The organism is Aeromonas sp. 604282 (genome assembly GCF_049170575.1).
In the GTDB taxonomy this organism is placed as follows: Bacteria; Pseudomonadota; Gammaproteobacteria; order Enterobacterales; family Aeromonadaceae; genus Aeromonas; species Aeromonas veronii_A.
The window spans coordinates 56,888-81,167 of sequence record NZ_JAAKMV010000012.1 but is presented as its reverse complement, the minus strand read 5'-3'; the positions used below and the strand labels follow the sequence as shown (position 1 = coordinate 81,167).

The window sequence follows — 24,280 nt, the reverse complement described above, 5'->3', positions numbered from 1 at the left end:
AAATCATCTTGCTCGCATCTTGGCGAGTTTTAATTGGTGGTGACCCTGTTGACCTCTGCCAGGCTGGTGACACCGAGGCGTGCCTTCTCCAGTCCCGAAGTACGCAGGGTGCGCATTCCCTCTTTCTGAGCTATTGCCGCAATTTGCAGGGAGTTGGCGCCTTGCATGATCAATTTGGCGATATTCTCCGACATTAGCATGATCTCGTAGATGCCGACCCGTCCCTTATAGCCGCCCGAACACTCCTTGCACCCCACAGGTTTGAACAGCCGCAAGCCAGCTGCCAGTTGCTGCGGGGTAAAACCCAGCTCCAGCAGCTCTGCTTCCGGCACCACCTCCGGCGCCTTGCAGTGGTCGCACAGTTTACGTGCCAGCCGTTGGGCCATGATCAGGGTGACCGAAGAGGCGATATTGAAGGCGGGCACCCCCATATTCATCATCCGGGTCAGGGTTTCGGCTGCCGAGTTGGTGTGCAGGGTTGAGAGCACCAGGTGGCCAGTTTGCGCAGCCTTGATGGCGATCTCGGCGGTTTCGAGATCCCGTATCTCCCCCACCATCACCACATCCGGGTCTTGCCGCAAGAAGGAGCGCAGTGCGCTGGCGAAGGTGAGCCCCGCCTTGGGGTTGACCTGCACCTGGTTGACGCCCGGCAGGTTGATCTCCACCGGATCTTCAGCGGTGGAGATATTCACCTCGGTGGTGTTGAGAATATTGAGGCCGGTATAGAGCGAGACCGTTTTGCCCGAGCCGGTGGGGCCGGTCACCAGGATCATCCCCTGTGGTTTCGAGAGGGCACGCAGGTACTGCGCCTTCTGGCGGTCGTCGAAGCCGAGCTGCTCGATATTGAGGCGGGCCGCCGAGGAGTCGAGCAGACGGATAACGATCTTCTCCCCCCACATGGTGGGCAGGGTATTAACCCGCATATCCATCGACTTGTTGCGCGACAGCTTCAATTTGATGCGGCCATCCTGCGGCAGCCGCCGCTCGGCGATATCGAGCCGCGCCATCACCTTGAGGCGGGCAGAGAAGCGGTTGGCCAGATTGACCGGCGGGGTGGCGATTTCGTGCAGAATGCCATCGATGCGAAAGCGCACCCGATACTTGAACTCGTAAGGCTCGAAGTGCAGGTCGGAGGCGCCGCGCTTGATGGCATCCATCAGGATCTTGTTGATGTACTTGACGATGGGGGCGTCGTCATCGGCGGTATTGACGCTCTCGTCCAGTCGACTGTTCTCGTCGGAGACTTCGAGATCCGAAATCTCTGCTTCGTCGATATCCTCCATGCCGAGGGCGTCGTTTTCGCTCTCCAGCAGCTTGCCGATGGCGGCGGTAAGCTTGTTCTCCTCCACCAGCAGCGCTTCGGTATGAAGGCCGAAACTGAAGCCAAAGTCCTCCAGGGCCGAGACATTGGTCGGATCCGACATGGCGATATAGAGAGTGTGGCCCTGGGTGTAGATGGGCAGCACGTGGTGTTTCTCAATCAGCTTCTGATTGAGGTACTTCTGCGGGATCTCGGCCAAATCGAAGGCGGCAAGATCCAGCAGAGGTACCCCATACTCCAGCTCGCAAAAATCGGCGAGCGCCTTGCTGTCGAGGATGTCGTTTTCTATCAGAAAGGTGACAAAAGGTTTACGCTGGGCCTTCGCCTGGCTTAGATAGCGCTGGGACTCCTCTTCACTGATCAGTGAAGAGGCGGCCAGGCTTAACGCCAGGCCGCTATTAGGGCTAGATGTCATTATGGGCAGTAGTCGCCAACATTAGATGCCCCAGTACATGAAGACTCCCACGTGACCTTACCATCAGTTGCTACAGTACCTTCTAATTGATAGGCATCACCTGAAGGAAGAGGAGAAAGAGTGTCGTCTTTGACCGTAGCAGTTAAAGTGTATGTGGTTGAAGTTCCACCGCCTGAGCCCGTTACTTCAACACCAGTGGACACTGCTGGTGATGCCGAGGCACCAGGAATTCCTGCTGCAACCCCAGCTTCACAAGCTGCAACACCATTTGTTTGTACACATACTTCAACGGCTGTTTTGGCTGCGCCAGTTGCAGCAACTAACTCAGTCATCTTGGCCTTTTTGGTGTAGTTCTGATACGCCGGCAGCGCGACGGCGGCCAAGATGGCCACGATCGCGACCACGATCATCAATTCAATAAGGGTAAAGCCTGATTGTTTCTTCATTTTACTGTTCATGAAAAATATCCTTTTATCCTTGGTTCCTGGGAAGTGCCGGTGGAAAATCATCTGCACGTCAGTATCTTATCCGAGCTGTCAGGGGTGGCAACAGAGATTGTCTATTTTGTTAATCACACTTCTTTCATTTAGCAAAAACTTGATGCGTGTCATAAAAGAAGTGGCCTCCTATGACTCTTTATATTGCCGGAATCGGGTCCGTCTTAACACTCCTTTGCCGAGGGATCCTGCATAAAGAAAAGGCGCCCATGGCGCCTTTTGCAAGTTGTTTGTCCGGTTCGGTCGAGTATTTGCTCAGGTCCCGGTAATTTGGCTCACTGCTGGATAAAACGCATGGAGAGATCGAGCGCCCGCACATGCTTGGTGAGCGCCCCGACCGAGATAAAATCGACGCCGGTGGCAGCGAACTCGGCCAGGGTGTCCAGCGTCACATTACCGGAAACTTCCAGCTTGGCGCGCCCCTGATTAATGGCGACTGCTTCCCGCATCATGGCCACGTCGAAATTGTCGAGCATCACAATATCGGCATTGGCCGCCAGTGCCTGTTCCAGTTCTGCCAGTGATTCCACTTCCACCTCCACCGGTTTGCCCGGATTGAGCCGACGAGCCTCGCTAATTGCCTCGGCGATGCCGCCACAGGTGAGGATATGGTTCTCTTTGATGAGATAGGCGTCGTAGAGGCCGATGCGGTGATTCTTGCCGCCGCCACAGGTGACCGCGTACTTCTGGGCGGTGCGCAGCCCGGGGATGGTTTTGCGGGTGTCGAGCAGGCGGCAGTCGGTACCCTCCAGCTCTGCCACATAGCGAGCGGTGAGGGTGGCGACGCCTGAGAGGGTCTGGACAAAGTTCAGCGCATTGCGCTCGCCGGTCAGCAGCCGGCGGGCAGGGCCGTGGAGGCGGAACAGCTCCTGATTGGGGGAGAGCACTTCCCCATCCTGCACCTTCCACTCCACCTTCACGTCGCCGCCGAGTTGTACGAACACTTCATCCACCCAGGGCTGGCCGCAGAACACACCGGCCTCACGGGTGATGACCCGGGCGCTGGCCATCCGGTCGGCCGGGATCAGCTGGGCGGTGATATCGGCACTGGCGTCCGGTTGGTCCAGCGTGGTGAGGGCATCGCCCAGATCTTCGAGTAGTGCGGCGCGCACGGCGCGGCTGACATCCTGTTGAAACATGCCTTATTCCTGCAAGGGTCTGAGCAGCAGTTGCCGCTCCTTTTGAACCAGCTCCAGCCGACCGAGGGCGTTCATGCCAACCAGCACTTCGTCACCGTCTGCCGCCGGATTGATAAAGATGGCTAGATCGTACAAGGTCAATGGCCCCATCGCCAGCGTTTCGATGGTGCCGTTGCCGACCCGGATCTGCCCCGCAGCGGTATTGACCTGGCTGCTGCCATAAGCTGTCAGGCCGAGGCGCTCGGCAACCTGTTGCGGGATGGTGATGCGTGTAGCGCCGGTATCGAGCAGCAGTTGCACCGGCTGACCGTTGATGGCACCCTCCAGACGATAGTGGCCGCTCTGGTCGGCGCGCAGCAACAGCTCGCCGCTGGCGGTCACGCTCGGTTGGTTGCGGGTGTGAAAATAGAGGGTCAGCAGGCCCATCAAAGAGAGCCAGGCCAGTAACCACATCCAGCGTGCCGTGTGCTGCATACCCCATCCATATCGAGCGGAAGATGACTCAGCCTAACATACCATTTCCCGTTGATTCAGTGAGTTGGTGCCGGGTTGCCTATCAGGTATCTTCGTTTTGTCGCCATTTATCAGCCAACTCGAGTAGCCGATGACTCAACTCCCTTCGCAACCTTGTTTCTCTATCGATGCCGCGGGCTGGTGCCAGCAGGCGCGCCGGGTGCCTTCTCCCCATCACAACGAGCGGGCCGTGCCGGACGATATCTCCCTGCTGGTGGTGCATGGCATCAGCCTGCCGCCGGGGGAGTTTGGTGGCCCCTTTATCGACGATCTTTTTATGGGGCGGCTCGACCCCGATGCTCACCCCTATTTTGCCGGTATCCATCAGTTGCGGGTCTCGGCCCACTGCCTGATCCGCCGTGATGGCGAGCTGGTGCAGTATGTGCCGTTCGGCGCGCGCGCCTGGCATGCTGGTATCTCGAGCTGGCAGGGGAGGGAGGCATGCAATGACTTCTCCATCGGCATCGAGCTGGAAGGGACCGACGAGACCCCCTACACCGAGGCTCAATATCGGGCACTGGCCGGGCTCACTCGAGCCATTTCAGAACGCTATCCGGCGATTACCCGCGAAAAAATTGTCGGTCATTGCGACATAGCGCCAGGGCGCAAGACGGATCCCGGTGCCAGTTTTCAGTGGGATTACTACTGGCAACTACTAAACAGCTAAAGTAAATATTCAAATTTAGTTTGGATTTTAAAATCAATGGCTTGCCGATCTGGCAGGCCATTTTTGCCTCTGGTTGCACATATGTTATTTGTGAGCGTGGTCAAGAATATTGGTCAGACCATTTTCTATGAGCTAAATCATGTTTCCTCTGCTTTACCCCTTAAGTGGTGGGGGTGATTCTTGACTCAGATCATCTTTTGAGTGGACTTTTCAAAAGGCCTCTGCTAATTTTCGCCCCATCCATGAAATTGGTAATACCAATTTAACAAAGTAGCCTCATGCCCTATCGCAAGATTACGCAACCCAAGTTGGCCGACTCCATTGTCGCCGAGCTGGAACAGATGATTCTGGAAGGCAGCCTGCAGCCGGGGCAGAAATTGCCTCCCGAGCGGGAACTCGCCATCCAGTTTCAGGTATCGCGCCCCTCCCTGCGCGAAGCCATCCAGCGGCTGGAAGCGCGCGGGTTGCTTTATCGCCGTCAGGGCGGCGGCACTTATGTGCAGAATGCCCTGAGCAAGGGGATGGCCGATCCTCTGTTCGAACTGCTCAGTACTCACCCGGAAGCCCGGTATGACCTGCTGGAGTTTCGCCACGCGCTGGAGGGCATCTGTGCCTACTACGCCGCCTTGCGGGGAACCGGGTCTGATTTCGAGCGCATTCGTCAGGTACAAATCACCATCGAAGAGGCGGGCCAGTCGGGCTCGCTGGTGGCCGAATCGGCAGCCGTCACCCAGTTTTATCTGGCGGTGGCCGAGGCGTCCCACAACGTGGTGCTGCTGCACCTGCTGCGGGCCATGAGCCCCATGCTCGAGCAGAACATTCTGCAGAATAACGAGATTTTGAATCGCCGCCCGGGAGTGGTAGCCAAGATACGTCGCCATCGCGCGAATCTGATCGAGGCTATTCTTTCGGGGGCTCCGGAGCGGGCCAGAACAGCTTGTCATGAGCATCTGGCCTTTATCGAGGACACCTTGTTGGATATGCAGAGGGAAGACAGCCGGATCCAGCGATCCATGCGTCGGATCCGTCAGCAGGAAAACTAATCCCACAAGGCTTTATTGTCGAATGCTTGCGCCCTTCGCCGTGCAATGCCGTGCAATCACAACAACATAGGAACCAGCCATGTCTGATATCCTGAAGAACGATGTGGACCCGATAGAAACGCTGGAGTGGCTTGCCTCTCTGGAATCCCTGCTGCGTGAAGAGGGTCCGCAACGCGCTCAGTTCATCCTTGAACAGTTGGCCGAGAAAGCCCGCGCAAGCGGTGTGGACGTGGCTGCCAAGGCAAATCGCGATTACATCAACACCATCCCGTCCAGCGATGAGCCGGACTATCCGGGTGACCTGGAGATGGAACGCCGCATTCGCGCCATCATCCGCTGGAACGCCATGATGATCGTGCTGCGCGCCTCCAAGAAAGACCTGGACCTGGGTGGTCACATGTCTTCCTTCGCTTCTTCTGCGACCATCTATGATGTCTGCTTCAACCACTTCTTCCGTGCTCGTAACGAGAAGGATGGTGGCGATCTGGTTTACTTCCAGGGTCACATCTCCCCGGGCATCTATGCTCGCGCCTTCGCTGAAGGTCGTCTGACCGAAGAGCAGCTGGACAACTTCCGTCAGGAAGTGGACGGCAAGGGTATCCCTTCCTATCCGCACCCGAAACTGATGCCGGACTTCTGGCAGTTCCCGACCGTCTCCATGGGTCTGGGCCCTATCGCCGCCATCTATCAGGCTCGTTTCCTGAAGTACCTGACCGACCGTGGCATCAAGGATTGCTCCGAGCAGACCGTTTACGCCTTCCTAGGTGACGGCGAGATGGACGAGCCGGAAGCCAAAGGTGCCCTGACCGTTGCCGTGCGTGAAAAGCTCGACAACCTGGTATTTGTGGTTAACTGCAACCTGCAGCGTCTGGATGGTCCGGTTGTCGGTAACGGCAAGGTCATCAACGAGCTGGAAGGCCTGTTCGCTGGCGCCGGTTGGGACGTGACCAAGGTGATCTGGGGTCGCAAGTGGGATGAGCTGCTGAAGAAAGACACTTCCGGCAAGCTAATCCAGCTGATGAACGAGACCGTGGACGGTGACTACCAGACCATGAAGTCCCGCGACGGTGGCTACATCCGCGAGCACTTCTTCAACCGTTATCCGGAAACTGCCGCGCTGGTCAAAGACATGACCGACGAGGAGATCTTCGCTCTGAACCGCGGTGGTCACGATCCTCGCAAACTGTTCGCCGCATTCAACAAGGCGACCCAGACCAAGGGCAAGCCGACCGTTATTCTGGCCAAGACCATCAAGGGTTACGGCATGGGTGAAGCGGCTGAAGGCAAGAACATCGCTCACCAGGTCAAGAAGATGGAGCTGGACTCCGTGCGTCACCTGCGTGACCGCTTCAACCTGCCGGTGGCCGACGAGCAGCTGGCCGATCTGCCGTACCTGAAGATCGAAGAGGGCAGTGAAGAGCACAAGTACCTGCATGCTCGTCGTGCAGCCCTGAAAGGCTATCTGCCGACCCGTCTGCGCGAAAGCACCACCAAGCTGGAAATCCCGGCGCTGGATGCCTTCGGCCCGCTGTTGGGCGAGCAAGCGCGCGAAATCTCCACCACCATGGCGTTCGTGCGTTCCCTGAACGTGATGCTGAAAGACAAGTCCATCGGCAAGCGCATCGTTCCGATCCTCGCTGACGAAGCCCGTACCTTCGGTATGGAAGGTCTGTTCCGCCAGATCGGTATCTACAGCCCGCACGGTCAGCAGTACACCCCGCAAGACCGCGACATCGTCTCCTACTACAAGGAAGACAAGCAGGGTCAGGTTCTGCAAGACGGTATCAATGAGCTGGGCGCCATGTCCTCCTGGCTGGCTGCTGCGACCTCTTACAGCACCAACGATTGCCCGATGATCCCGTTCTACATCTACTACTCCATGTTCGGCTTCCAGCGGATCGGCGACATGGCGTGGGCAGCCGGTGACCAGCAAGCCCGTGGCTTCCTGCTGGGTGCAACCTCCGGTCGTACTACCCTGAACGGCGAAGGTCTGCAGCACGAAGATGGTCACAGCCACATCCTGGCGAACACCATCCCGAACTGCATCTCCTACGACCCGTCCTATGCCTATGAAGTGGCGGTGATAGTACAGGACGGCCTGCGCCGCATGTACGGTGAGAACCCGGAGAACGTGTTCTACTACATCACCACCCTGAACGAGAACTACGCCATGCCGGCCATGCCGGAAGGCGCCGAGGAAGGCATCCGCAAGGGTATCTACAAGCTGGAATCCGTCGCCGGTGCCAAGGCGAAAGTTCAGCTGCTGGGTTGTGGTTCCATCCTGGGGCACGTGCGCAAGGCTGCCCAGATCCTGGCCAGCGAGTACGGCATCGGTTCCGATGTGTTCAGCGTCACCTCCTTCAACGAGCTGGCCCGTGACGGTCAGGACGCGGATCGCTGGAACATGCTGCACCCGACCTCTGAAGCGCGTGTTCCCTACATCGCTCAGGTACTGGGTTCCGAAGCCACCATCGCTGCGACCGACTACATGAAGTCCTTCGCCGATCAGGTTCGCGCCTTCGTTCCGACCGAGAACTACCGCGTGCTGGGTACCGACGGCTACGGCCGTTCCGACAGCCGTGCCAACCTGCGTCGTCACTTCGAAGTGAACGAGTTCTACGTGGTGGTTGCTGCTCTGACCGAACTGGCCAAGCGCGGCGAGGTAGACAAGCAGGTTGTGGCCGACGCCATCGCCAAGTACGGCATCGATGCCGACAAGGTCAACCCGCTGTACGCGTAAGTGGATCAAGGGTCGCGCCGTCATGCGGCGTGACCCTGCCAGGATTTAAAACGGTTAACGCGAGATGTGCGTGGCGGCATCAGCCAGTCACGCGGATCGACGCAAGAGGATAAAGCACAATGTCCAAACAGATTATGGTGCCGGATATCGGCGCCGATGAAGTTGAAGTCACCGAGATCATGGTGGCCGTGGGTGACAAGGTCGAGCTGGACCAGTCCATCATCGCGGTAGAAGGCGACAAGGCCTCCATGGAAGTACCGGCCCCGTCTGCCGGTATCGTTAAAGAGATCCTGATCAAGGTAGGCGACAAGGTTGCCACCGGTTCCCAGATCATGATCTTCGAAGCCGAAGGCGCTGCCGCCCCTGCTGAAGTGGCTGCACCGGCTGCCGCTGCTCCGGCCGCCGCTCCTGCCGCTGCCGTGCGCAAAGATGTGCACGTGCCGGACATCGGTGACGACGAAGTGGACGTGACCGAGATCATGGTTGCCGTGGGCGACATGGTTGAAGCCGACCAGTCCATCATTGCCGTGGAAGGTGACAAGGCCTCCATGGAAGTGCCAGCGCCGTTTGCCGGTCGCGTGGTCGAGATCAAGGTTGCCGCTGGTGCCAAGGTCTCTACCGGCTCTCTGGTGATGGTATTTGAAGTGGCTGGCGCTGCGCCTGCTGCCGTTGCTGCTCCGGCCCAAGCTGCCGCGCCCGTGGCTGCTGCCCCGGTTGCCGCTGCTGCCAAAGAGGTCAACGTACCGGATATCGGTGGCGATGAGGTGGAAGTCACCGAGATCATGGTTGCCGTGGGTGACAAGGTTGAAGCCGATCAGTCCCTGATCGCCGTGGAAGGTGACAAGGCCTCCATGGAAGTGCCTGCTCCGTTCGCCGGTGTGGTCAAAGAGATCAAGGTGAAGGCGGGTGACAAGGTCTCCACCGGTTCCCTGATCATGGTCTTCGAAGTAGCTGGCGCTGCTCCTGCTGCCGCGCCGGTTGCTCAAGCTGCCGCTCCGGTCGCTGCAGCCCCTGTTGCCGCTGCTCCGGCTCCGGTTGCCCAGGCTGCTGCCGCTGCGACCGATTTCGTTGCCAACGATGCCTATGTACACGCCTCCCCGGCAGTACGCCGTCTGGCGCGCGAGTTTGGCGTCAACTTGGCCAAGGTGAAAGCCTCCGGTCGCAAGGGCCGCATCGTCAAAGAAGACGTACAAGCCTACGTGAAGGATGCCATCAAGCGTGCCGAGTCCGCTCCTGCCTCTGCCGGCGTAGCCGGTGGCAACGGTCTGGGCGTACTGCCGTGGCCGAAGGTAGACTTCAGCAAGTTCGGTGATGTGGAAGAGGTCGAGCTGACCCGCATCCAGAAGATCTCCGGTCCGAACCTGCACCGCAACTGGGTCATGATCCCTCATGTCACCCAGTTCGACGAAGCCGATACCACCGAGCTGGAAGCGTTCCGCAAAGAGCAGAACGCGATGCTCGAGAAGCAGAAGGCTGACGTGAAGATCACCCCGCTGGTGTTCATCCTGAAAGCCGCCGCCAAGGCGCTGGAAGCTCACCCGCGCTTCTGCAGCTCCCTGTCCGAAGATGGCAGCAAGCTGATCATGAAGAAGTACATCCACATCGGTGTGGCGGTGGATACCCCCAACGGTCTGGTTGTGCCCGTGGTGCGCGATGTTAACAAGAAGGGCATCATGGAGCTGTCTCGCGATCTGGCCGAGATCTCCAAGAAGGCCCGTGCCGGCAAGCTGACCGCTGCCGACATGCAGGGCGGTTGCTTCACCATCTCCAGCCTGGGTGGCATCGGCGGTACCAGCTTTACCCCGATCGTCAACGCGCCGGAAGTGGCCATCCTCGGTGTTTCCAAGTCCGAGATGAAGCCGAAGTGGAACGGCAAAGAGTTCGCGCCGCGCTTGATGCTGCCGCTGGCTCTGAGCTACGACCACCGCGTGATCGATGGTGCCGATGGGGCTCGCTTCATCACCACCATGAACGGCGTGCTGTCCGACATTCGTCGACTGGTCCTGTAAGTGAGAGGGCGGGCCCAGAGCCTGCCCTTTTTACTTCTCATTTCATTAACATGATCGTAAACTTGCCCCGTTTTTTTCACGGCTGCAGCCACCCGTTTCGGTATAAGACTGCGCTGTCCGGGGATATAAGAACGACAAAGAGGTCATGATGAGTAAAGAAATCAAAACCCAGGTCGTAGTACTGGGTGCTGGCCCTGCCGGTTATTCCGCTGCTTTCCGTGCAGCCGATCTGGGTCTGGATACTATTATCGTCGAGCGTTACTCCACCCTGGGTGGCGTCTGCCTGAACGTGGGTTGCATTCCCTCCAAGGCCCTGCTGCATGTAGCCAAAGTGATTGAAGAAGCCAAGGCGCTGGCCGAGCACGGCATCGTCTTCGGTGCACCGCAGACCGACATCGACAAGATCCGTCTGTGGAAAGAGAAGGTTATCAACCAGCTGACCGGCGGTCTGGCTGGCATGGCCAAGATGCGTAAAGTTCAGGTGGTTAACGGCTTGGGTAAATTTACCGGCCCGAACACCCTTGAAGTGGAAGGTGCCGACGGCAAGACTACCGTGACCTTCGACAACGCCATCATCGCGGCCGGTTCTCGTCCGGTGAAGCTGCCGTTCATCCCCCACGATGACCCCCGCGTATGGGACTCTACCGATGCGCTGGAGCTGAAAACCGTTCCCGGCAAACTGCTGGTTATCGGTGGCGGCATCATCGGTCTGGAGATGGGGACCGTTTACTCCTCTCTGGGTTCCGAGATCGACGTGGTGGAATTTGCCGACCAGCTGGTTCCGGCTGCCGACAAAGACATCGTCAAGATCTATACCAAGCGCGTCGCCAAGAAATTCAACATCATGCTGGAGACCAAGGTCACCGCAGTTGAAGCGCGCGAAGACGGCCTGTACGTCTCCTATGAAGGCAAGCACGCTCCGGCCGAGCCGGTTCGCTACGACAACGTGCTGGTTGCCGTAGGTCGTGTGCCGAACGGCAAGATGCTGGATGCCGAGAAGGCAGGCGTTGCCGTGACTGAGCGTGGTTTCATCGAGGTGGACAAGCAGCTGCGTACCAACGTGGCGCACATCCACGCCATTGGTGACATCGTGGGTCAGCCGATGCTGGCACACAAAGGTGTTCACGAAGGTCACGTTGCCGCCGAAGTCATCGCCGGCAAGAAGCACTACTTCGACCCGAAAGTGATCCCGTCCATCGCCTACACCGAGCCAGAGATGGCATGGGTTGGTCTGACCGAGAAGGAAGCCAAGCAACAGGGCCTGAACTTCGAAGTCGCCACCTTCCCGTGGGCTGCTTCCGGTCGCGCCATCGCGTCCGACTGTTCCGACGGTATGACCAAGCTGATCTTCGACAAGGAGAGCGGCCGCGTCATCGGTGGTGCCATCGTGGGTACCAACGGTGGTGAATTGCTGGGTGAAATCGGTCTGGCCATCGAGATGGGGGCGGACGCCGAAGATATCGCGCTGACCATCCACGCTCACCCGACTCTGCACGAGTCCGTGGGTCTGGCTGCCGAAGTGTTCGAAGGCTCCATCACCGATCTGCCGAACGCCAAGGCCAAGAAGAAGAAGTAATTCGCTTCTGCCTGTAAAAAAGCCGCTCAATCGAGCGGCTTTTTGTTTTTTAGCGTCTGCAGGTGGTTTAGCAGCGCCCCTTCTTGGCCTGACCGGGCGGGCAGAAGGTGCCATAACCGCCACCACTGCCGTCGCTGACCCGGATCCGGGTATCATCCACGCTCACGTCGGCGCCGTGTACTCGTACCGGCCCGCTGCTGCAGGCGCTGAGCACTCCCCCCAGCAATATCATTACGATCAGCTTGCCCATAACTCCTCCTCATATTTCCCTGATTATGAGGCATTTCGAGAGCCGCATAACGGCGGTTGAATGGCCGTGCGTCACCGTTTGCCGTGGCTATGACAGAGGGCGCCGCAGCGCCCTCTGGTGAGTCTTCATAAGTGGGATGCAGACTACAGACGGAAGTTGCCGACCAGCTTGTCGAGTTGACCGGAGAGCTGCTGCAGGCTGCGGCTGGACTCGGTCAGCTGGTGGGCAATGTCGGCGGTCTCCATGGTGAGCTGGTTGATGTCCTCTACGTTACGGTTGATCTCGCCCACTACGCTGGATTGTTCCTCGGTGGCGGTGGCGACCTGGATATTCATGTCGTTGATCTGGGTGATGTGGGCGGTGATCTGGCCGAGGGCGGCGTTGGCCTCATCGGCCTGGCTCACTACCTCCAGACTCTGGTTGCGCCCCTGTGCCATGGCGCTGACGGCGCGGGCACTCTGCTCCTGCAAGCGGTTGATCATCCCCTGGATCTCGGCGGTCGAGGCGGCGGAGCGGTTGGCCAGATTGCGCACCTCATCTGCCACCACGGCGAAACCGCGACCCTGTTCACCGGCCCGTGCGGCCTCGATGGCGGCGTTCAGTGCCAGCAGGTTGGTCTGCTCCGAGATGCTGCGGATTGTTTCGAGGATGCTGCCGATGGAGTCGGTCTGGCTCGCCAGCGACTCGATAACCCCGGCCACCTGCTCAATCTCGCCGGAGAGGCCGACGATGCCGTGGCGTGCCTGTGCCACCACGACCGCCCCTGCATCGGCCTGATCGTTGGCCTGTCTGGCTACTTCTGCTGCCAGCGAAGCGTTACCGGCGATCTCGCTCACCGTAGCGCCCATTTCGTGGATGGCGGTGGCCACCTGCACGGTACGGTCGCGCTGGGCGGTACAGTTGTGCTGGGTCAGTTGGGCCTTGGTTGCCACTTCATTGGCAGTGGCCGCGAGTTGGCGAGAGTTCTCCGCCACCTGCTCGATGGAGCCGTGGATCTTGGCGACGAAGTTGTTGAAGCCGGTGGCGACCTGACTCAACTCGTCACGCCCCTCCACCTTGAGGCGCTGGGTGAGATCCCCATCGCCGCTACCCAGCTCCTTGAACAGGCGGGCCAGCTCATTGAGCGGACGGCTGACCGAGCCGGACAGCAGCATCCCCATCAGCCCCATGGCCAGCGCGATGACCAGCGAGATCATCAGGATCTCGTTGCGGGTCTGATCCAGTTCGGCATAGATCTCGGCTGCTGGCACCTGGGCCACCAGATACCAGTCGAGCAGCGGGATATAGCTGCTGGCCAGTACCATGGGCTCACCATTCACTTCGGCGTTGATGACGGCAAAGGGGCGTTTGGCCAGCAGGCTGCCGGTATCGCCGCTGGCAATGCTGCCAAGGGTGTCACGCTCGATGCGGTTGGCCTCGGGATGAAGCTTCACCTTGCCACTGCCATCGACCATAAAGACGATGCCACTCTCTTCCAGCCGGAAGTTGGCGACCATGGTCACCATGGTGTCGAGGGATTTGGCAAAGCCGGCCAACCCGCGCCCGTTGAGTTGCTGGAAGTTGACGAACAGCTTCACCTCGCCGTTGCTCTCGCGGAAGATGCTGAGGGTCATCTCCTTCTGGCTCTTGGTGTAGTCATAGAACCAGGCGTCCTGTGCGGTGGTCAGGTTGCGCAGAAAGCCATCCTGGTTGTAGTAGGCGGCGGTTTGGCGATCGGCGAAAGAGGCAGTCACCAGACCATACTGGTTGGCTACATCCTTGAGTTGGTTGATGAGGATTGACTCCTGCTCTTTGGGCATGCCCCGATCCACCCAGTCGAGGATGAAACGGTCGGTGGCCAGTTGGCGTGCGGCCTGGGCGATGCCGTGGAGATCCTGTTCTATCTCCTTGCTGATCCGCTGGGTCAGGTTGGGCAGCTCCTGCTCGAACATCCGGGTTTCGATCAGTTGCTGGGCCGAGCGTTGGCTGAAGTAGCCTACCAGCAGGCAGGAGACGACCACGGCCAGAGTGACCGTCGCCACTATTTTCTGTTTGAGAGTGAGGGTTGCCAGCATAAAGGTGCTCAAAAGGTTGAGGTTGACGACCCTCATATTAGCGGCCGTACTCTGCCACTCATGAGTCCGGGGATGCCTTTATTTTCGGATTACGTTTGCGCTCACAGGGGCGACGGCGCCCCCCTCCGGCATGCTGCACACGCGGGATGTGGATTGACGGTTGCGCTAACTGCCCGGCCCCTTATAGTAGAGGCCATCCTTGGTGACTGACCCTCTGAATAATATGGAAAATATGATGCGCAGCTTAGGTGCGGGATGGACCCGTCTGCTTTTGGTGATGCTGGCGGTCTGCCCGCTGTTGGCTGCGGCGGCACAGGGAGAGCGCCCGAAAATTGCAGTGGTGCTCAGTGGCGGTGGTGCCAAGGGGTCTGCCCATATCGGCATCCTCAAGGTACTGGAGCAGAAACGGATCCCGGTCGATATCATAGTCGGTACCAGCATGGGCTCTTATGTGGCGGGGATGTACGCCATGGGGCTCAGTGCCGAGGAGGTGGAGCGCACTACTTTAGCCATCGACTGGAACAAGGGGTATCAGGACAAGGTTGGCCGCGACGAGCTGTCGCTGCGTAAAAAGCAGCAGAACGAGCAGTACCAACTGCGCACTGACATCGGGGTGAATGGCGACACCACCCAGCTGCCGGACGGTTTCTTCCAGGGCCAATCCATGGCCAGCCTGCTGAGGGCAGCCACTTCCAACCTGCCGGTGCAGGCGAGTTTCGATGATCTGCCCATCCCCTACCGCGCCATGGCGACCGATATGGAGACGGTGACACCCTTCGTGCTGGATCACGGCAGCCTGGCCAAGGCGATGCAGGCCTCCATGTCCATTCCCGGTGCTCTCAAGCCGGTGGAGTGGGAAGGGCACATCCTGGCGGACGGCGGCAGCGTCAACAACATGCCGGTGGATGTCGCCAAGGCGATGGGGGCCGACGTGGTGATCGCGGTGGATATCGGTGCCAAGCTGCGTACCCGGGAGTCCTTGAAGTCAGGTCTCGCCATGATCGATCAGCTTACCACCTATATGACCCAGGTGGGGACTGACAAGCAGAAGGCACTGATGGGACCCAAAGACATACTGATTGCCCCCGAATTTGGCGATATTGGGATTGCCGACTTTGCCCGGATGCGGGAGGGGATCAAGATGGGTGAGGCGGCGGCGGACAAGGCGTCGCTGCAACTCGATAAGTTGTCACTCACCAAGACGCAGTACAACGCCTATCGCAACCAGAAGCTGAGCCGACGTGCCGAACGTAGTGGCCAGCCCGCTTATTTCATCGACAAGGTGGAGATCATCAACAAGTCGCGCCTCTCTGACGAGACGGTGCGCGCCATGCTGGATGTTCGGCCTGACAAGATCCAGACCAACGAGAGTCTGGAGGCTGGCATTCGCCGCCTCTATGCGCTGGAGTCATTCGATCGCATCACCTATGAAGTGGAGGAGCGTGATGGGGAGAACGTGCTGGTAGTGGATGCCAGCGAGAAGAACTGGGGGCCGGGTTACCTCAACTTCCAGTTCGGCTTCTCCGACGATTTCCAGAACACCTCCAACTATAACGTCGGCATGTCCTATACCCTTACCAACGTCAACGAGTGGGGGGCCGAGTGGCTGACCGAGGCGTCGTTGGGGACGGCCAAGCATATCAAGACCGACTTCTATACCCCGCTCGAGCCCTCCCAGACTTTCTATGGCGAGGCGAGTCTGGCCTATGACCAGACTCTGAGAAGTCTGTTCAATCCGGATCCGGAAGAGCCATCCTTCACCTATCTTGATGCCGAGTACTCCTTCTTCAGCGCCGATCTGGCGGTGGGCTGGAACCGTCAGCCCTGGAGTCGCTTGTCGATGGGATTGGAAGGGCGGACGGGCAGTATCGAGATCAAAAACGTCAAGGAGCTGCAGGGGGATGCCACAGCCTGGGGACCCTATGCCCGATTCGAGCACGATACTCTGGATAGCCGTTACTTCCCCTATCAGGGAGCCTACTGGGACATCAAGGGGGGGTATACCTCCGTCCGGCTGAATGACAAGGAGGGGGGCAATGAGCTCCATGAAGGGATCAACTACCACCTGTCGATGATTAAGCCTTGGTCTTGGGAAAGACATAGCCTCAACCTGCTGCTGGAAGGGGGCGGGTCCACTTCTCAGGAGGAGTATCCACTGTTCGTGCAGGATCTGGGCGGGTTGTTCCGCATGTCCGGTTTCCAGCGCTACCAGCTGAGCGGTCGTTACAGCCTGTTTGGTGGCCTGCGTTACATCTATCGGGTAGCGGACAACGACTTCGGTGCCCTCAAGATGCCGCTCTATCTGGGTGGATCGCTGGAGCAGGGCGGGGTCTGGAACAAGGGGGAGGATATCAGTCTGGAGAGCTCCTTCACTGCCGGCTCAGTCTACGTGGGAGTGGAGAGTTTCCTGGGGCCTGTGTTCCTCGGCTACGGTATGGCGGAAGGGGGGAATAACATGTTCTATCTGCAATTGGGTAGTACGTTCGAATAATGCCGAATTGATGCCAATTTGTTAACTCTGGTTGGCGGTGGTCAATTAATTTTCAAAAAAAGTCATTATGTTTAATTGGTTATGATTTTGTGGTGAATAAGTGAGCAGGGTTTGGATTTTAATTAGTCGTTAAAACTTATATAGTGGGGAGCACCCTACGGGGTGTCCCGCAAGGACGATCGCCGCGAGCCTGGGCGAACCCCAAAAAAAGACCAAAGAGGAATTAGTCGTGCTTGAAACATACCGTAAACACGTCGCAGAACGTGCCGCCGAGGGCGTGGTTGCCAAACCTCTGGACGCAGAGCAGGTCGCCGCTCTGGTTGAACTGATCAAGAACCCGCCCGCTGGCGAAGAAGATTTTCTGAAAGAGCTGTTGTCCTCCCGTATTCCCCCCGGTGTTGATGAAGCGGCCTATGTCAAAGCCGGTTTCCTCACTGCTGTCGCCAAGGGCGAAGCCCACTCTCCCATCCTGACTGCCGCCGAAGCCGTTGAGCTGCTGGGCACCATGCAGGGTGGTTACAACATTCAGCCGCTGATCGACCTGCTGGATCACGCCACCCTGGCGCCGCTTGCCGCCAAGGGGCTCTCCCACACCCTGCTGATGTTTGACTCCTTCCACGACGTGGAAGAGAAGGCCAAGGCGGGCAATGTCCACGCCAAACAGGTGATGCAATCCTGGGCCGATGCCGAGTGGTTCCTCTCCCGCCCGGAACTGGCCGAGAAGATCACCGTCACCGTGTTCAAGGTGACCGGCGAAACCAACACCGACGACCTCTCCCCGGCACCTGACGCCTGGTCCCGCCCGGACATTCCGCTGCACGCGCTGGCGATGTTGAAAAACGCCCGCCCCGGCATTACTCCGGATAAGGATGGCGCCGTCGGCCCCATCAAGACCATCGATGCCCTGAAAGAGAAAGGCTTTCCGTTGGCCTATGTCGGTGACGTGGTCGGTACCGGCTCTTCCCGTAAATCCGCCACCAACTCGGTGCTCTGGTTTATGGGCGACGACATTCCGTTCGTGCCGAACAAGCGCGCTGGCGGTGTCTGTCTGGGTGGCAAGATTGCCCCGATCTTCTTCAACACCATGGAAGATGCCGGCGCTCTGCCCATCGAAGTGGACGTCTCCAAGCTGGAAATGGGCGATGTGATCGACATCTACCCCTATGCCGGCAAGATCTGCAAACATGGCACCGAACAGGTGCTGGCACAGTTTGAACTGAAAACCGACGTGCTAATCGACGAAGTGCGCGCCGGTGGCCGTATCCCGCTGATCATCGGTCGCGGCCTGACTGACAAGGCCCGCGAAGCACTGGGCCTGCCGTTTTCCATCGTGTTCCGCCGCCCGCAGCCGGTGGCCGATACCGGCAAAGGCTTCACCCTGGCCCAGAAGATGGTGGGCAAGGCGTGCGGCGTGAAGGGCATTCGCCCCGGCACCTACTGCGAGCCCAAGATGACCACGGTCGGCTCCCAGGACACCACGGGCCCGATGACCCGCGACGAGCTCAAGGATCTGGCCTGCCTCGGTTTCTCCGCCGATCTGACCATGCAGTCCTTCTGCCACACCGCGGCCTACCCCAAGCCCATCGACGTACAGACCCACCACACCCTGCCGGACTTCATCATGAACCGCGGCGGTGTGAGCTTGCGTCCGGGTGACGGCGTCATCCACTCCTGGCTGAACCGCATGCTGCTGCCGGATACCGTGGGTACCGGTGGTGACTCCCACACCCGTTTCCCCATCGGTATCTCCTTCCCGGCGGGCTCCGGTCTGGTGGCTTTCGCCGCCGCTACCGGCGTGATGCCGCTGGATATGCCGGAATCTGTGCTGGTGCGCTTCAAGGGCGAGCTGCAACCGGGCATCACTCTGCGTGATCTGGTTCATGCCATTCCCTATGCCGCCATCCAGAAAGGGCTGCTGACCGTCGAGAAGGCGGGTAAGAAGAACATCTTCTCCGGCCGTATCCTCGAGATCGAAGGTCTGCCGACCCTGAAAGTGGAACAAGCCTTCGAGCTGGCCGATGCCAGTGCCGAGCGTTCCGCTGCCGGTTGCACCATCAAGCTGGATAAAGAGCCGATCATCGAGTACCTGAAGTCCAACATCGTGATGCTGAAATGGATGCTCTCCGAAGGTTACGGTGACCCGCGCACCATCACCCGTCGCATCAAGGGGATGGAAGAGTGGCTGGCCAACCCGACCCTGATGGAAGCGGACAAGGATGCCGAGTACGCCGAAATCATCGAGATCGATCTGGCCACCATCAAGGAGCCAATCCTGTGTGCGCCGAACGATCCGGACGACGCCCGTCTGCTGAGCGACGTGGCTGGCGACAAGATCGACGAGGTGTTCATCGGTTCCTGCATGACCAACATCGGCCACTTCCGTGCCGCCGGCAAACTGCTCGAGAAGTATCAGGGCGAGCTGCCGACCCGCATGTGGATCGCGCCGCCCACCAAGATGGACAAGGATCAGCTGACCGAAGAGGGCTACTACGGCATCTTCGGCCGGGTCGGTGCCCGCATCGAGATCCCGGGTTGTTCCCTGTGCATGGGCAACCAGGCGCGGGTAGCGGAAGGTGCCTCGGTGGTCTCCACCTCCACCCGCAACTTCCCGAACCGTCTGGGTAAAGGTGCCAACGTCTATCTGGCCTCTGCGGAGCTGGCAGCCGTTGCCGCCATTCTCGGCAAGATCCCGACCGTGGCAGAGTACCTGCAATACGCCAAGGCGCTCGATGCCACTGCGGCAGATACTTACCGCTACCTCAACTTCAACGAGATCGCCTCTTACACCAAGAAAGCCGATGCGGTGATCCTGCAGCAAGCTGTCTGAGTGAATGGATGACAGGGCCCTGCAGGGGCTCTGTGTCAGCCAATAAAAATGCCGCGTAGCTACGCGGCATTTTTCATTTATGCGGACGGTTAGAGTCGGGTCATTGCCTCTCTCTTGTCGCCTGTCATGACAAAGTGCAACTCCCCTCCGGCCCTGATCTCGCTGTGCTCGAAGGTGAGATCCCCCGATAGCGGCTTGCCGTTGATGGTGACAGACTTTACGTACTTGTTGTGAGGGCTGTTGTTGTCGGCGGTGATCCTGAAGGTCCCGTCTTTCACTGCAATCGTCACCTCATCGAACAGTGGGCGGCCGATGCTGTAGTGCGGGGATGCAGGGGTAACCTGATAGAATCCCATGGCCGACATGATGTACCAGGCCGACATCTGGCCGACATCCTCATTACCAATCAGACCGGTTGGCTTGGTGGTGTAAAACTCGTTCATGACCCGATCCAGATACTCCTGCGTTTTCCACGGTTCATCGGTCATGTTGTAGAGGTAGGGGATATGGTGCGACGGTTCATTACCATGCATGTACTGGCCGATATAACCGGTCAGGTCAGGCAGCGCTTCACCGCTATTGGATGAGCGGGCGTTGAACAGTTCATCCAGATCCTCGCGCAGCCCTTTCTCTCCGCCCACTTCCTGTTTGAGCCACTGGAAAGCATGCAGCGGCTGGAATTTCCATTGCCAGCTGTTGCCCTCGGTGTAGGCAAACTCGTCCACATAGTAGGGATCAAATGGCAGTAGCGGGCAGACGCGCATCTCGACGCTGGTGCCATCGGGTTTGTTGACCGTCTCCAGCTTGCAGTCAGGAGAGTTCTCGTCAACGGGTTGATTGAACTGGCTGGCCGGGCGGTGCGGGTTCCAGCTGTCTGGGTGGTTTTTGGGGCGGAAGAAGCCGGTTGTGGCATCCCAATGGTTCAGGTAGTTGTTCGAGCGGTTGAGAAATTCCTGCTGAACCTTGTTGTTGCCCGCCATTCGGGCGATTTCCGAGAGAGCCCAATCGCCGTAAGCAAACTCCAGGGTATAGGAGGTGGAGTTCCAGTATCCCCAGTGTACATAGCCGTTCTGCTCGTATACCTCGAGCTGGGCAATGCTGGCCGCACCTATGTTCTGGTCTTCGGTCCAGTCCGGGAGCTCCTCTTTCTTGTGATAGCGGGCGGTAAATTCGGCGGCGTCCAGAGCCTCTTGGGCATCGACATTCATCCCCTTGACCATGGCATCCGCAATGATGGAGATGGCTGGAAAGCCAATCATGGTGCCGGTGTAATGGCCGTGCAACTCCCACTTGGGCAGAATGCCACCATCCTTGTACTTGCGGATCAAGTCGTTGACATACTCCTCGGCTTTACGAGGGTTGATGATGGTTTGCAGCGGGTGCTGTGCCCGGAAGGTGTCCCACATGGAGTAGACGGAGTAGTTGGGGATGGCTCCGGCATCCTTGATCTCCTGAGTGCGCATTGCACGATACTTGCCATCCACATCCTGGAATATCATCGGGGCAATCTGGGAGTGGTACATGGCGGTATAGAAAATCTCTTTTTGGGCCTGAGTGCCTCCGCTTACTTTTACTTTTTCCAGCTCGCCATGCCAGGCCTGCTGGTTGCTGGCTACCTGATCCTCGAAACCCCAATCCGGCACCTCGGTTTCCAGATTTTTCTGCGCCCCTTCAACTCCGGTGGGGGAGATCCCGACCTTCAGTTCGAGCTGTTGTTCACTGGGACTGAAAGTCAGATAGGCGATGGTTTTAGTTCCCCTGAATGCATCCTGTTTCAAGGTCGCTTCGGTTGTTACGTCATCGACAACGACGCTGGCCTTGACCACTGGCTGGCTGAATTTTGCGTAGAAATAGATGTGCTGGTTGTTGGCCCAGCCATCCGAACTGCGCTTGCCGCGAATGGTGTATTCATCGACAAATTCAATATCGCCAACAGTGGTGCGATTGCCCCAGCTCTTATTCAGTGTGTGATCAAGGTCGAGTTTAATTGAGGGCGTGCTGCCTTTGGGGAAGGTATATTTGTGATATCCAACCCGGGCTGACGTTGTTAACTCAGCCTTGATTTTTCCGTTGTTAAGAATGACAGAATAGTGGCCCGCCTCTGCTTGCTCATTGGCTTTATCAAAGGTGTTGTAAGTAGTGTTGTTTTTATCGGTAAACGGCAAAATGAGAATATCACCGAGATCAGTAATACCAGTGCCTGACAAATGGGTGTGAGAGAAGCCATAAACTGGAATATCAGATAGCTTGCCATGGTCAAAATAGCCAGCTGCCGAGCCCCAACCCTCCATCTCTGTATCAGGGGAGAGCTGCACCAGTCCACCCGGGTAGACGGCTCCAGGGAAGGTGTGGCCATCAGCACCGGTGCCGATTAATGGGTTTATATACTGGATTAACGATTTATCAGGTGTCGGACGAGAGTTATCAGAACTGGTGGTCGAATCACTGTTACAGCCGGATAGTGCTATGGTGAGCGCTATCACTAATGGGGTTGGTTTATGTTTCATGATTGGGCTCCTTGGCAAGGTTGTGTCATTTATGAACGAGCAATATCTTTCTTCGCCAATATTTGGCAAAGATGGCTTCGGTGACTGATAGAATTTTTACGTTTGCAGCTGAACGTAATAGATGGTCAACATAATTATTTGTAGATTCTTATTTTAGTAAATTGATGTTAATAGGGTGTCGATTGAGCGAGTAGATTAATTTTGTGGCATTTACTGGATTATTATGACGGTCATCCAGTTGTGTGAATTTGATCACCTGCACCTCAGGACGGGTTCTTTCGACATTATTTTTAACAGGCAGAGTTAACCGCACAGGTCTGTCGTTAGCCTCTTCAGAGAGGCTACTGGGAGAAGGGCGAGCCGGAGCAGGCTGTGTTTTAGATGAATGTGATCCGTTCGGGGTCTTTTGCGGCAGACATCATCCTTTCAATGAACCTTACAGTTCGTTTTATAAACGCTTTGCGTTATGTTGTCTGGTTATGACCGGTCGCGAAACAGTGCTCCGCTATCGGTGTGAGATGAGTTCTTTTCTCTTTGGCTTGTGCGGGCTGGCCCGACGAATTGCGGCGTGGTTCTTTATGTTTCTGTTCAGGATCGATCTCTCCCGAACCGGGTTACGCTTCGGCGGTGCCTTGCTGGTCTTTACCCTGCCGCTGCTGGTGGGAGGTTGGCTCATCCACAGCAATTATGTGCAGGAGCTGAAAGCGGAATCCAGCGCCTCGGCCCACAAGGCCAGAACCCTGATGGAGTCGATGCTGGATCATGCGGAGCAGGCCAATCGCTCTGTGCTGCCTCTGGTGAATGCTCCCTGTCGCGACAACCTGCTGGTACTGCGCAAGAAGGTCGCCATCGAGCCCTTCCTGCGTTCGGTCAATCTGGTTCGCAATGGCATCATCTATTGCACCTCGCTTTTTGGTGAGGCCAACGATGCTGATGACGGTGCTATCTATGCTGGCCGCAAGCTGCTGTTGATGAGTGGCAACCGGGTTCGGCAAAATCACCCGCTGCTAGTGGTGCGCACCGAGCAGGGTAAGGATGCCGCCCTGAGCGCTATCGACAGCACTCAGCTCAGCTTCATGCTCACCATGAGCGGAAAATCCAGCGCGCTCTATCTGCAGGTGGGAGCGGCCTGGCTCAATGAGTCGGGCCGCTATCTGAGCGAGGCGCCCACCCTCCAGCGCGGGATTAGCCTGGCCCTCACCTCATCCCATTATCCTTTCACCATCCATGCCGGTTATGCCATGCCGGTCTACTGGACGTCGCTGTGGGCCGCGCGGCATGTGGCGCTGTCGTGGCTGGCGGTTTCCTCGCTTTTGCTGGCCTGGCTGGTGTGGTGGGTGCTGGGGCGTCCCGGCTCGCCAACAGATGAGTTGCGACGCGCCCTGCGGGCCAGGGAGTTTGTTCCCTATCTGCAGCCGCTGATTGCCAGCCACGACGGCAAGATGATGGGCGCCGAGGTACTGATGCGCTGGGAGCATGTCAATGAAGGGGTGATCCGGCCCGATCTCTTTATCCCGCAAGCGGAGGAGTCGGGACTGATCGTTCCCATGACCACCCATATCATGAAACAGGTGGCGACACGATTGAACCGCTCTCAGGAGCAGTTGCCCGATGGGTTTCATATCAGCTTCAACATCAGCGCCGCTCATTGCCATGATTTTGCCCTGCTGGCCGAGTGTCGCGCCTTCCTCGGGCATTTCCTCCCCGGCAAGGTGGTACTGGTGCTGGAGCTGACTGAACGGGAGCTGCTGATGTCCGATCCCCAGACCCTCTCCCTGTTCCGCCAGCTGGACGAGATGGGGGTAAAACTCGCCATCGACGACTTTGGTACCGGCCACTCCAGCCTGGCTTACCTGCAGCAGTTCCATGTGGATTACCTCAAGATCGACAAATCCTTTATCGCCCGTATCGGCACCGAGTCCCTTTCGGAACATATCGTGGACAACGTGATCGATCTGGCGACCCGGCTCGGTCTGGCGCTGGTGGCGGAAGGGGTGGAGAGTGAGCGTCAGGCTGACTACCTCAGGGCGAAAGGGGTCGATTATCTGCAGGGTTACCTGTTTGCTCGCCCCATGCCGTTGCGCCAGTTCTGCGAGGAGCTGCTACCGGAAGAGGCACAAACCCGCCAGCCAGATGGGCGAGGCATCCCGAACGCCACCTGATTTATCGGTGACAGACGGGCGGCCAAGCTCCTTTCTGGCAGGGTAGGGAAGTGCTCTCCCCCTATCCCC

The 24,280-nt window shown here is 58.1% G+C and carries 15 protein-coding genes; 8 read left to right on the top strand and 7 right to left on the bottom strand.

Annotation, left to right across the window (positions count from 1 at the left end; genetic code table 11):
- Positions 1-29: 29 nt before the first annotated feature.
- From tapB to G5367_RS14625, 4 genes are all read right to left on the bottom strand, one after another.
- Positions 30-1,745: a PilB family type IVa pilus assembly ATPase TapB gene (gene tapB / locus G5367_RS14640; protein WP_421244534.1), complete on the bottom strand. Its 1,716-nt coding sequence runs from the start codon at positions 1,743-1,745 to the stop codon at positions 30-32.
- Complete coding sequence (locus G5367_RS14635) at positions 1,736-2,194, bottom strand: pilin (protein WP_421244517.1); 459 nt, start codon at positions 2,192-2,194, stop codon at positions 1,736-1,738. Before G5367_RS14635 ends, tapB begins: the two co-directional genes overlap by 10 nt.
- A 314-nt stretch (positions 2,195-2,508) precedes the next feature.
- Positions 2,509-3,372, bottom strand: a complete 864-nt coding sequence (nadC, locus tag G5367_RS14630; RefSeq protein WP_421244516.1) for a carboxylating nicotinate-nucleotide diphosphorylase — start codon at positions 3,370-3,372, stop codon at positions 2,509-2,511.
- Between the two features lie 3 nt (positions 3,373-3,375).
- Positions 3,376-3,846, bottom strand: coding sequence for a retropepsin-like aspartic protease family protein (locus tag G5367_RS14625; RefSeq protein WP_064339262.1), 471 nt, complete (start codon positions 3,844-3,846; stop codon positions 3,376-3,378).
- A 130-nt stretch (positions 3,847-3,976) separates the two neighbouring features.
- On the opposite strand from G5367_RS14625, the gene ampD reads away from it, so the two are divergent.
- From ampD to lpdA, 5 genes are all read left to right on the top strand, one after another.
- The gene (ampD, locus tag G5367_RS14620; RefSeq protein ID WP_337073394.1) at positions 3,977-4,552 is read left to right on the top strand and encodes a 1,6-anhydro-N-acetylmuramyl-L-alanine amidase AmpD; all 576 of its coding nucleotides are present in this window, start codon (positions 3,977-3,979) and stop codon (positions 4,550-4,552) included.
- 278 nt (positions 4,553-4,830) lie between these two features.
- Entirely contained in the window at positions 4,831-5,595 is a 765-nt protein-coding gene (gene pdhR, locus G5367_RS14615) for a pyruvate dehydrogenase complex transcriptional repressor PdhR (protein WP_005341670.1), read from the top strand.
- Between the two features lie 79 nt (positions 5,596-5,674).
- The gene (gene aceE / locus G5367_RS14610; RefSeq protein WP_335843623.1) at positions 5,675-8,335 is read left to right on the top strand and encodes a pyruvate dehydrogenase (acetyl-transferring), homodimeric type; all 2,661 of its coding nucleotides are present in this window, start codon (positions 5,675-5,677) and stop codon (positions 8,333-8,335) included.
- A gap of 119 nt (positions 8,336-8,454) precedes the next feature.
- On the top strand, positions 8,455-10,344 hold the full coding sequence (gene aceF, locus G5367_RS14605; protein ID WP_204419767.1) for a pyruvate dehydrogenase complex dihydrolipoyllysine-residue acetyltransferase: 1,890 nt from the start codon (positions 8,455-8,457) through the stop codon (positions 10,342-10,344).
- A gap of 148 nt (positions 10,345-10,492) precedes the next feature.
- Positions 10,493-11,920, top strand: a complete 1,428-nt coding sequence (gene lpdA / locus G5367_RS14600; RefSeq protein WP_005336123.1) for a dihydrolipoyl dehydrogenase — start codon at positions 10,493-10,495, stop codon at positions 11,918-11,920.
- A gap of 67 nt (positions 11,921-11,987) precedes the next feature.
- Here lpdA and G5367_RS14595 read toward each other — a convergent pair whose 3' ends face one another.
- On the bottom strand, positions 11,988-12,170 hold the full coding sequence (locus G5367_RS14595) for a hypothetical protein (protein ID WP_005341657.1): 183 nt from the start codon (positions 12,168-12,170) through the stop codon (positions 11,988-11,990).
- Between the two features lie 143 nt (positions 12,171-12,313).
- Complete coding sequence (locus G5367_RS14590) at positions 12,314-14,224, bottom strand: methyl-accepting chemotaxis protein (RefSeq protein ID WP_421244515.1); 1,911 nt, start codon at positions 14,222-14,224, stop codon at positions 12,314-12,316.
- Positions 14,225-14,459: 235 nt separating this feature from the next.
- Here G5367_RS14590 and G5367_RS14585 point away from each other — a divergent pair, with 235 nt between their 5' ends.
- Both G5367_RS14585 and acnB read left to right on the top strand, forming a co-directional pair.
- Positions 14,460-16,715, top strand: a complete 2,256-nt coding sequence (locus G5367_RS14585; RefSeq protein WP_421244514.1) for a patatin-like phospholipase family protein — start codon at positions 14,460-14,462, stop codon at positions 16,713-16,715.
- 229 nt (positions 16,716-16,944) lie between these two features.
- A complete protein-coding gene (gene acnB / locus G5367_RS14580) occupies positions 16,945-19,542 on the top strand; it encodes a bifunctional aconitate hydratase 2/2-methylisocitrate dehydratase (protein ID WP_421244513.1) in 2,598 nt (865 codons plus the stop codon).
- Positions 19,543-19,631: 89 nt separating this feature from the next.
- Here acnB and G5367_RS14575 read toward each other — a convergent pair whose 3' ends face one another.
- Complete coding sequence (locus G5367_RS14575) at positions 19,632-22,049, bottom strand: GH92 family glycosyl hydrolase (RefSeq protein ID WP_421244512.1); 2,418 nt, start codon at positions 22,047-22,049, stop codon at positions 19,632-19,634.
- 578 nt (positions 22,050-22,627) lie between these two features.
- Here G5367_RS14575 and G5367_RS14570 point away from each other — a divergent pair.
- Complete coding sequence (locus tag G5367_RS14570; protein ID WP_421244511.1) at positions 22,628-24,211, top strand: EAL domain-containing protein; 1,584 nt, start codon at positions 22,628-22,630, stop codon at positions 24,209-24,211.
- Positions 24,212-24,280: the final 69 nt, after the last annotated feature.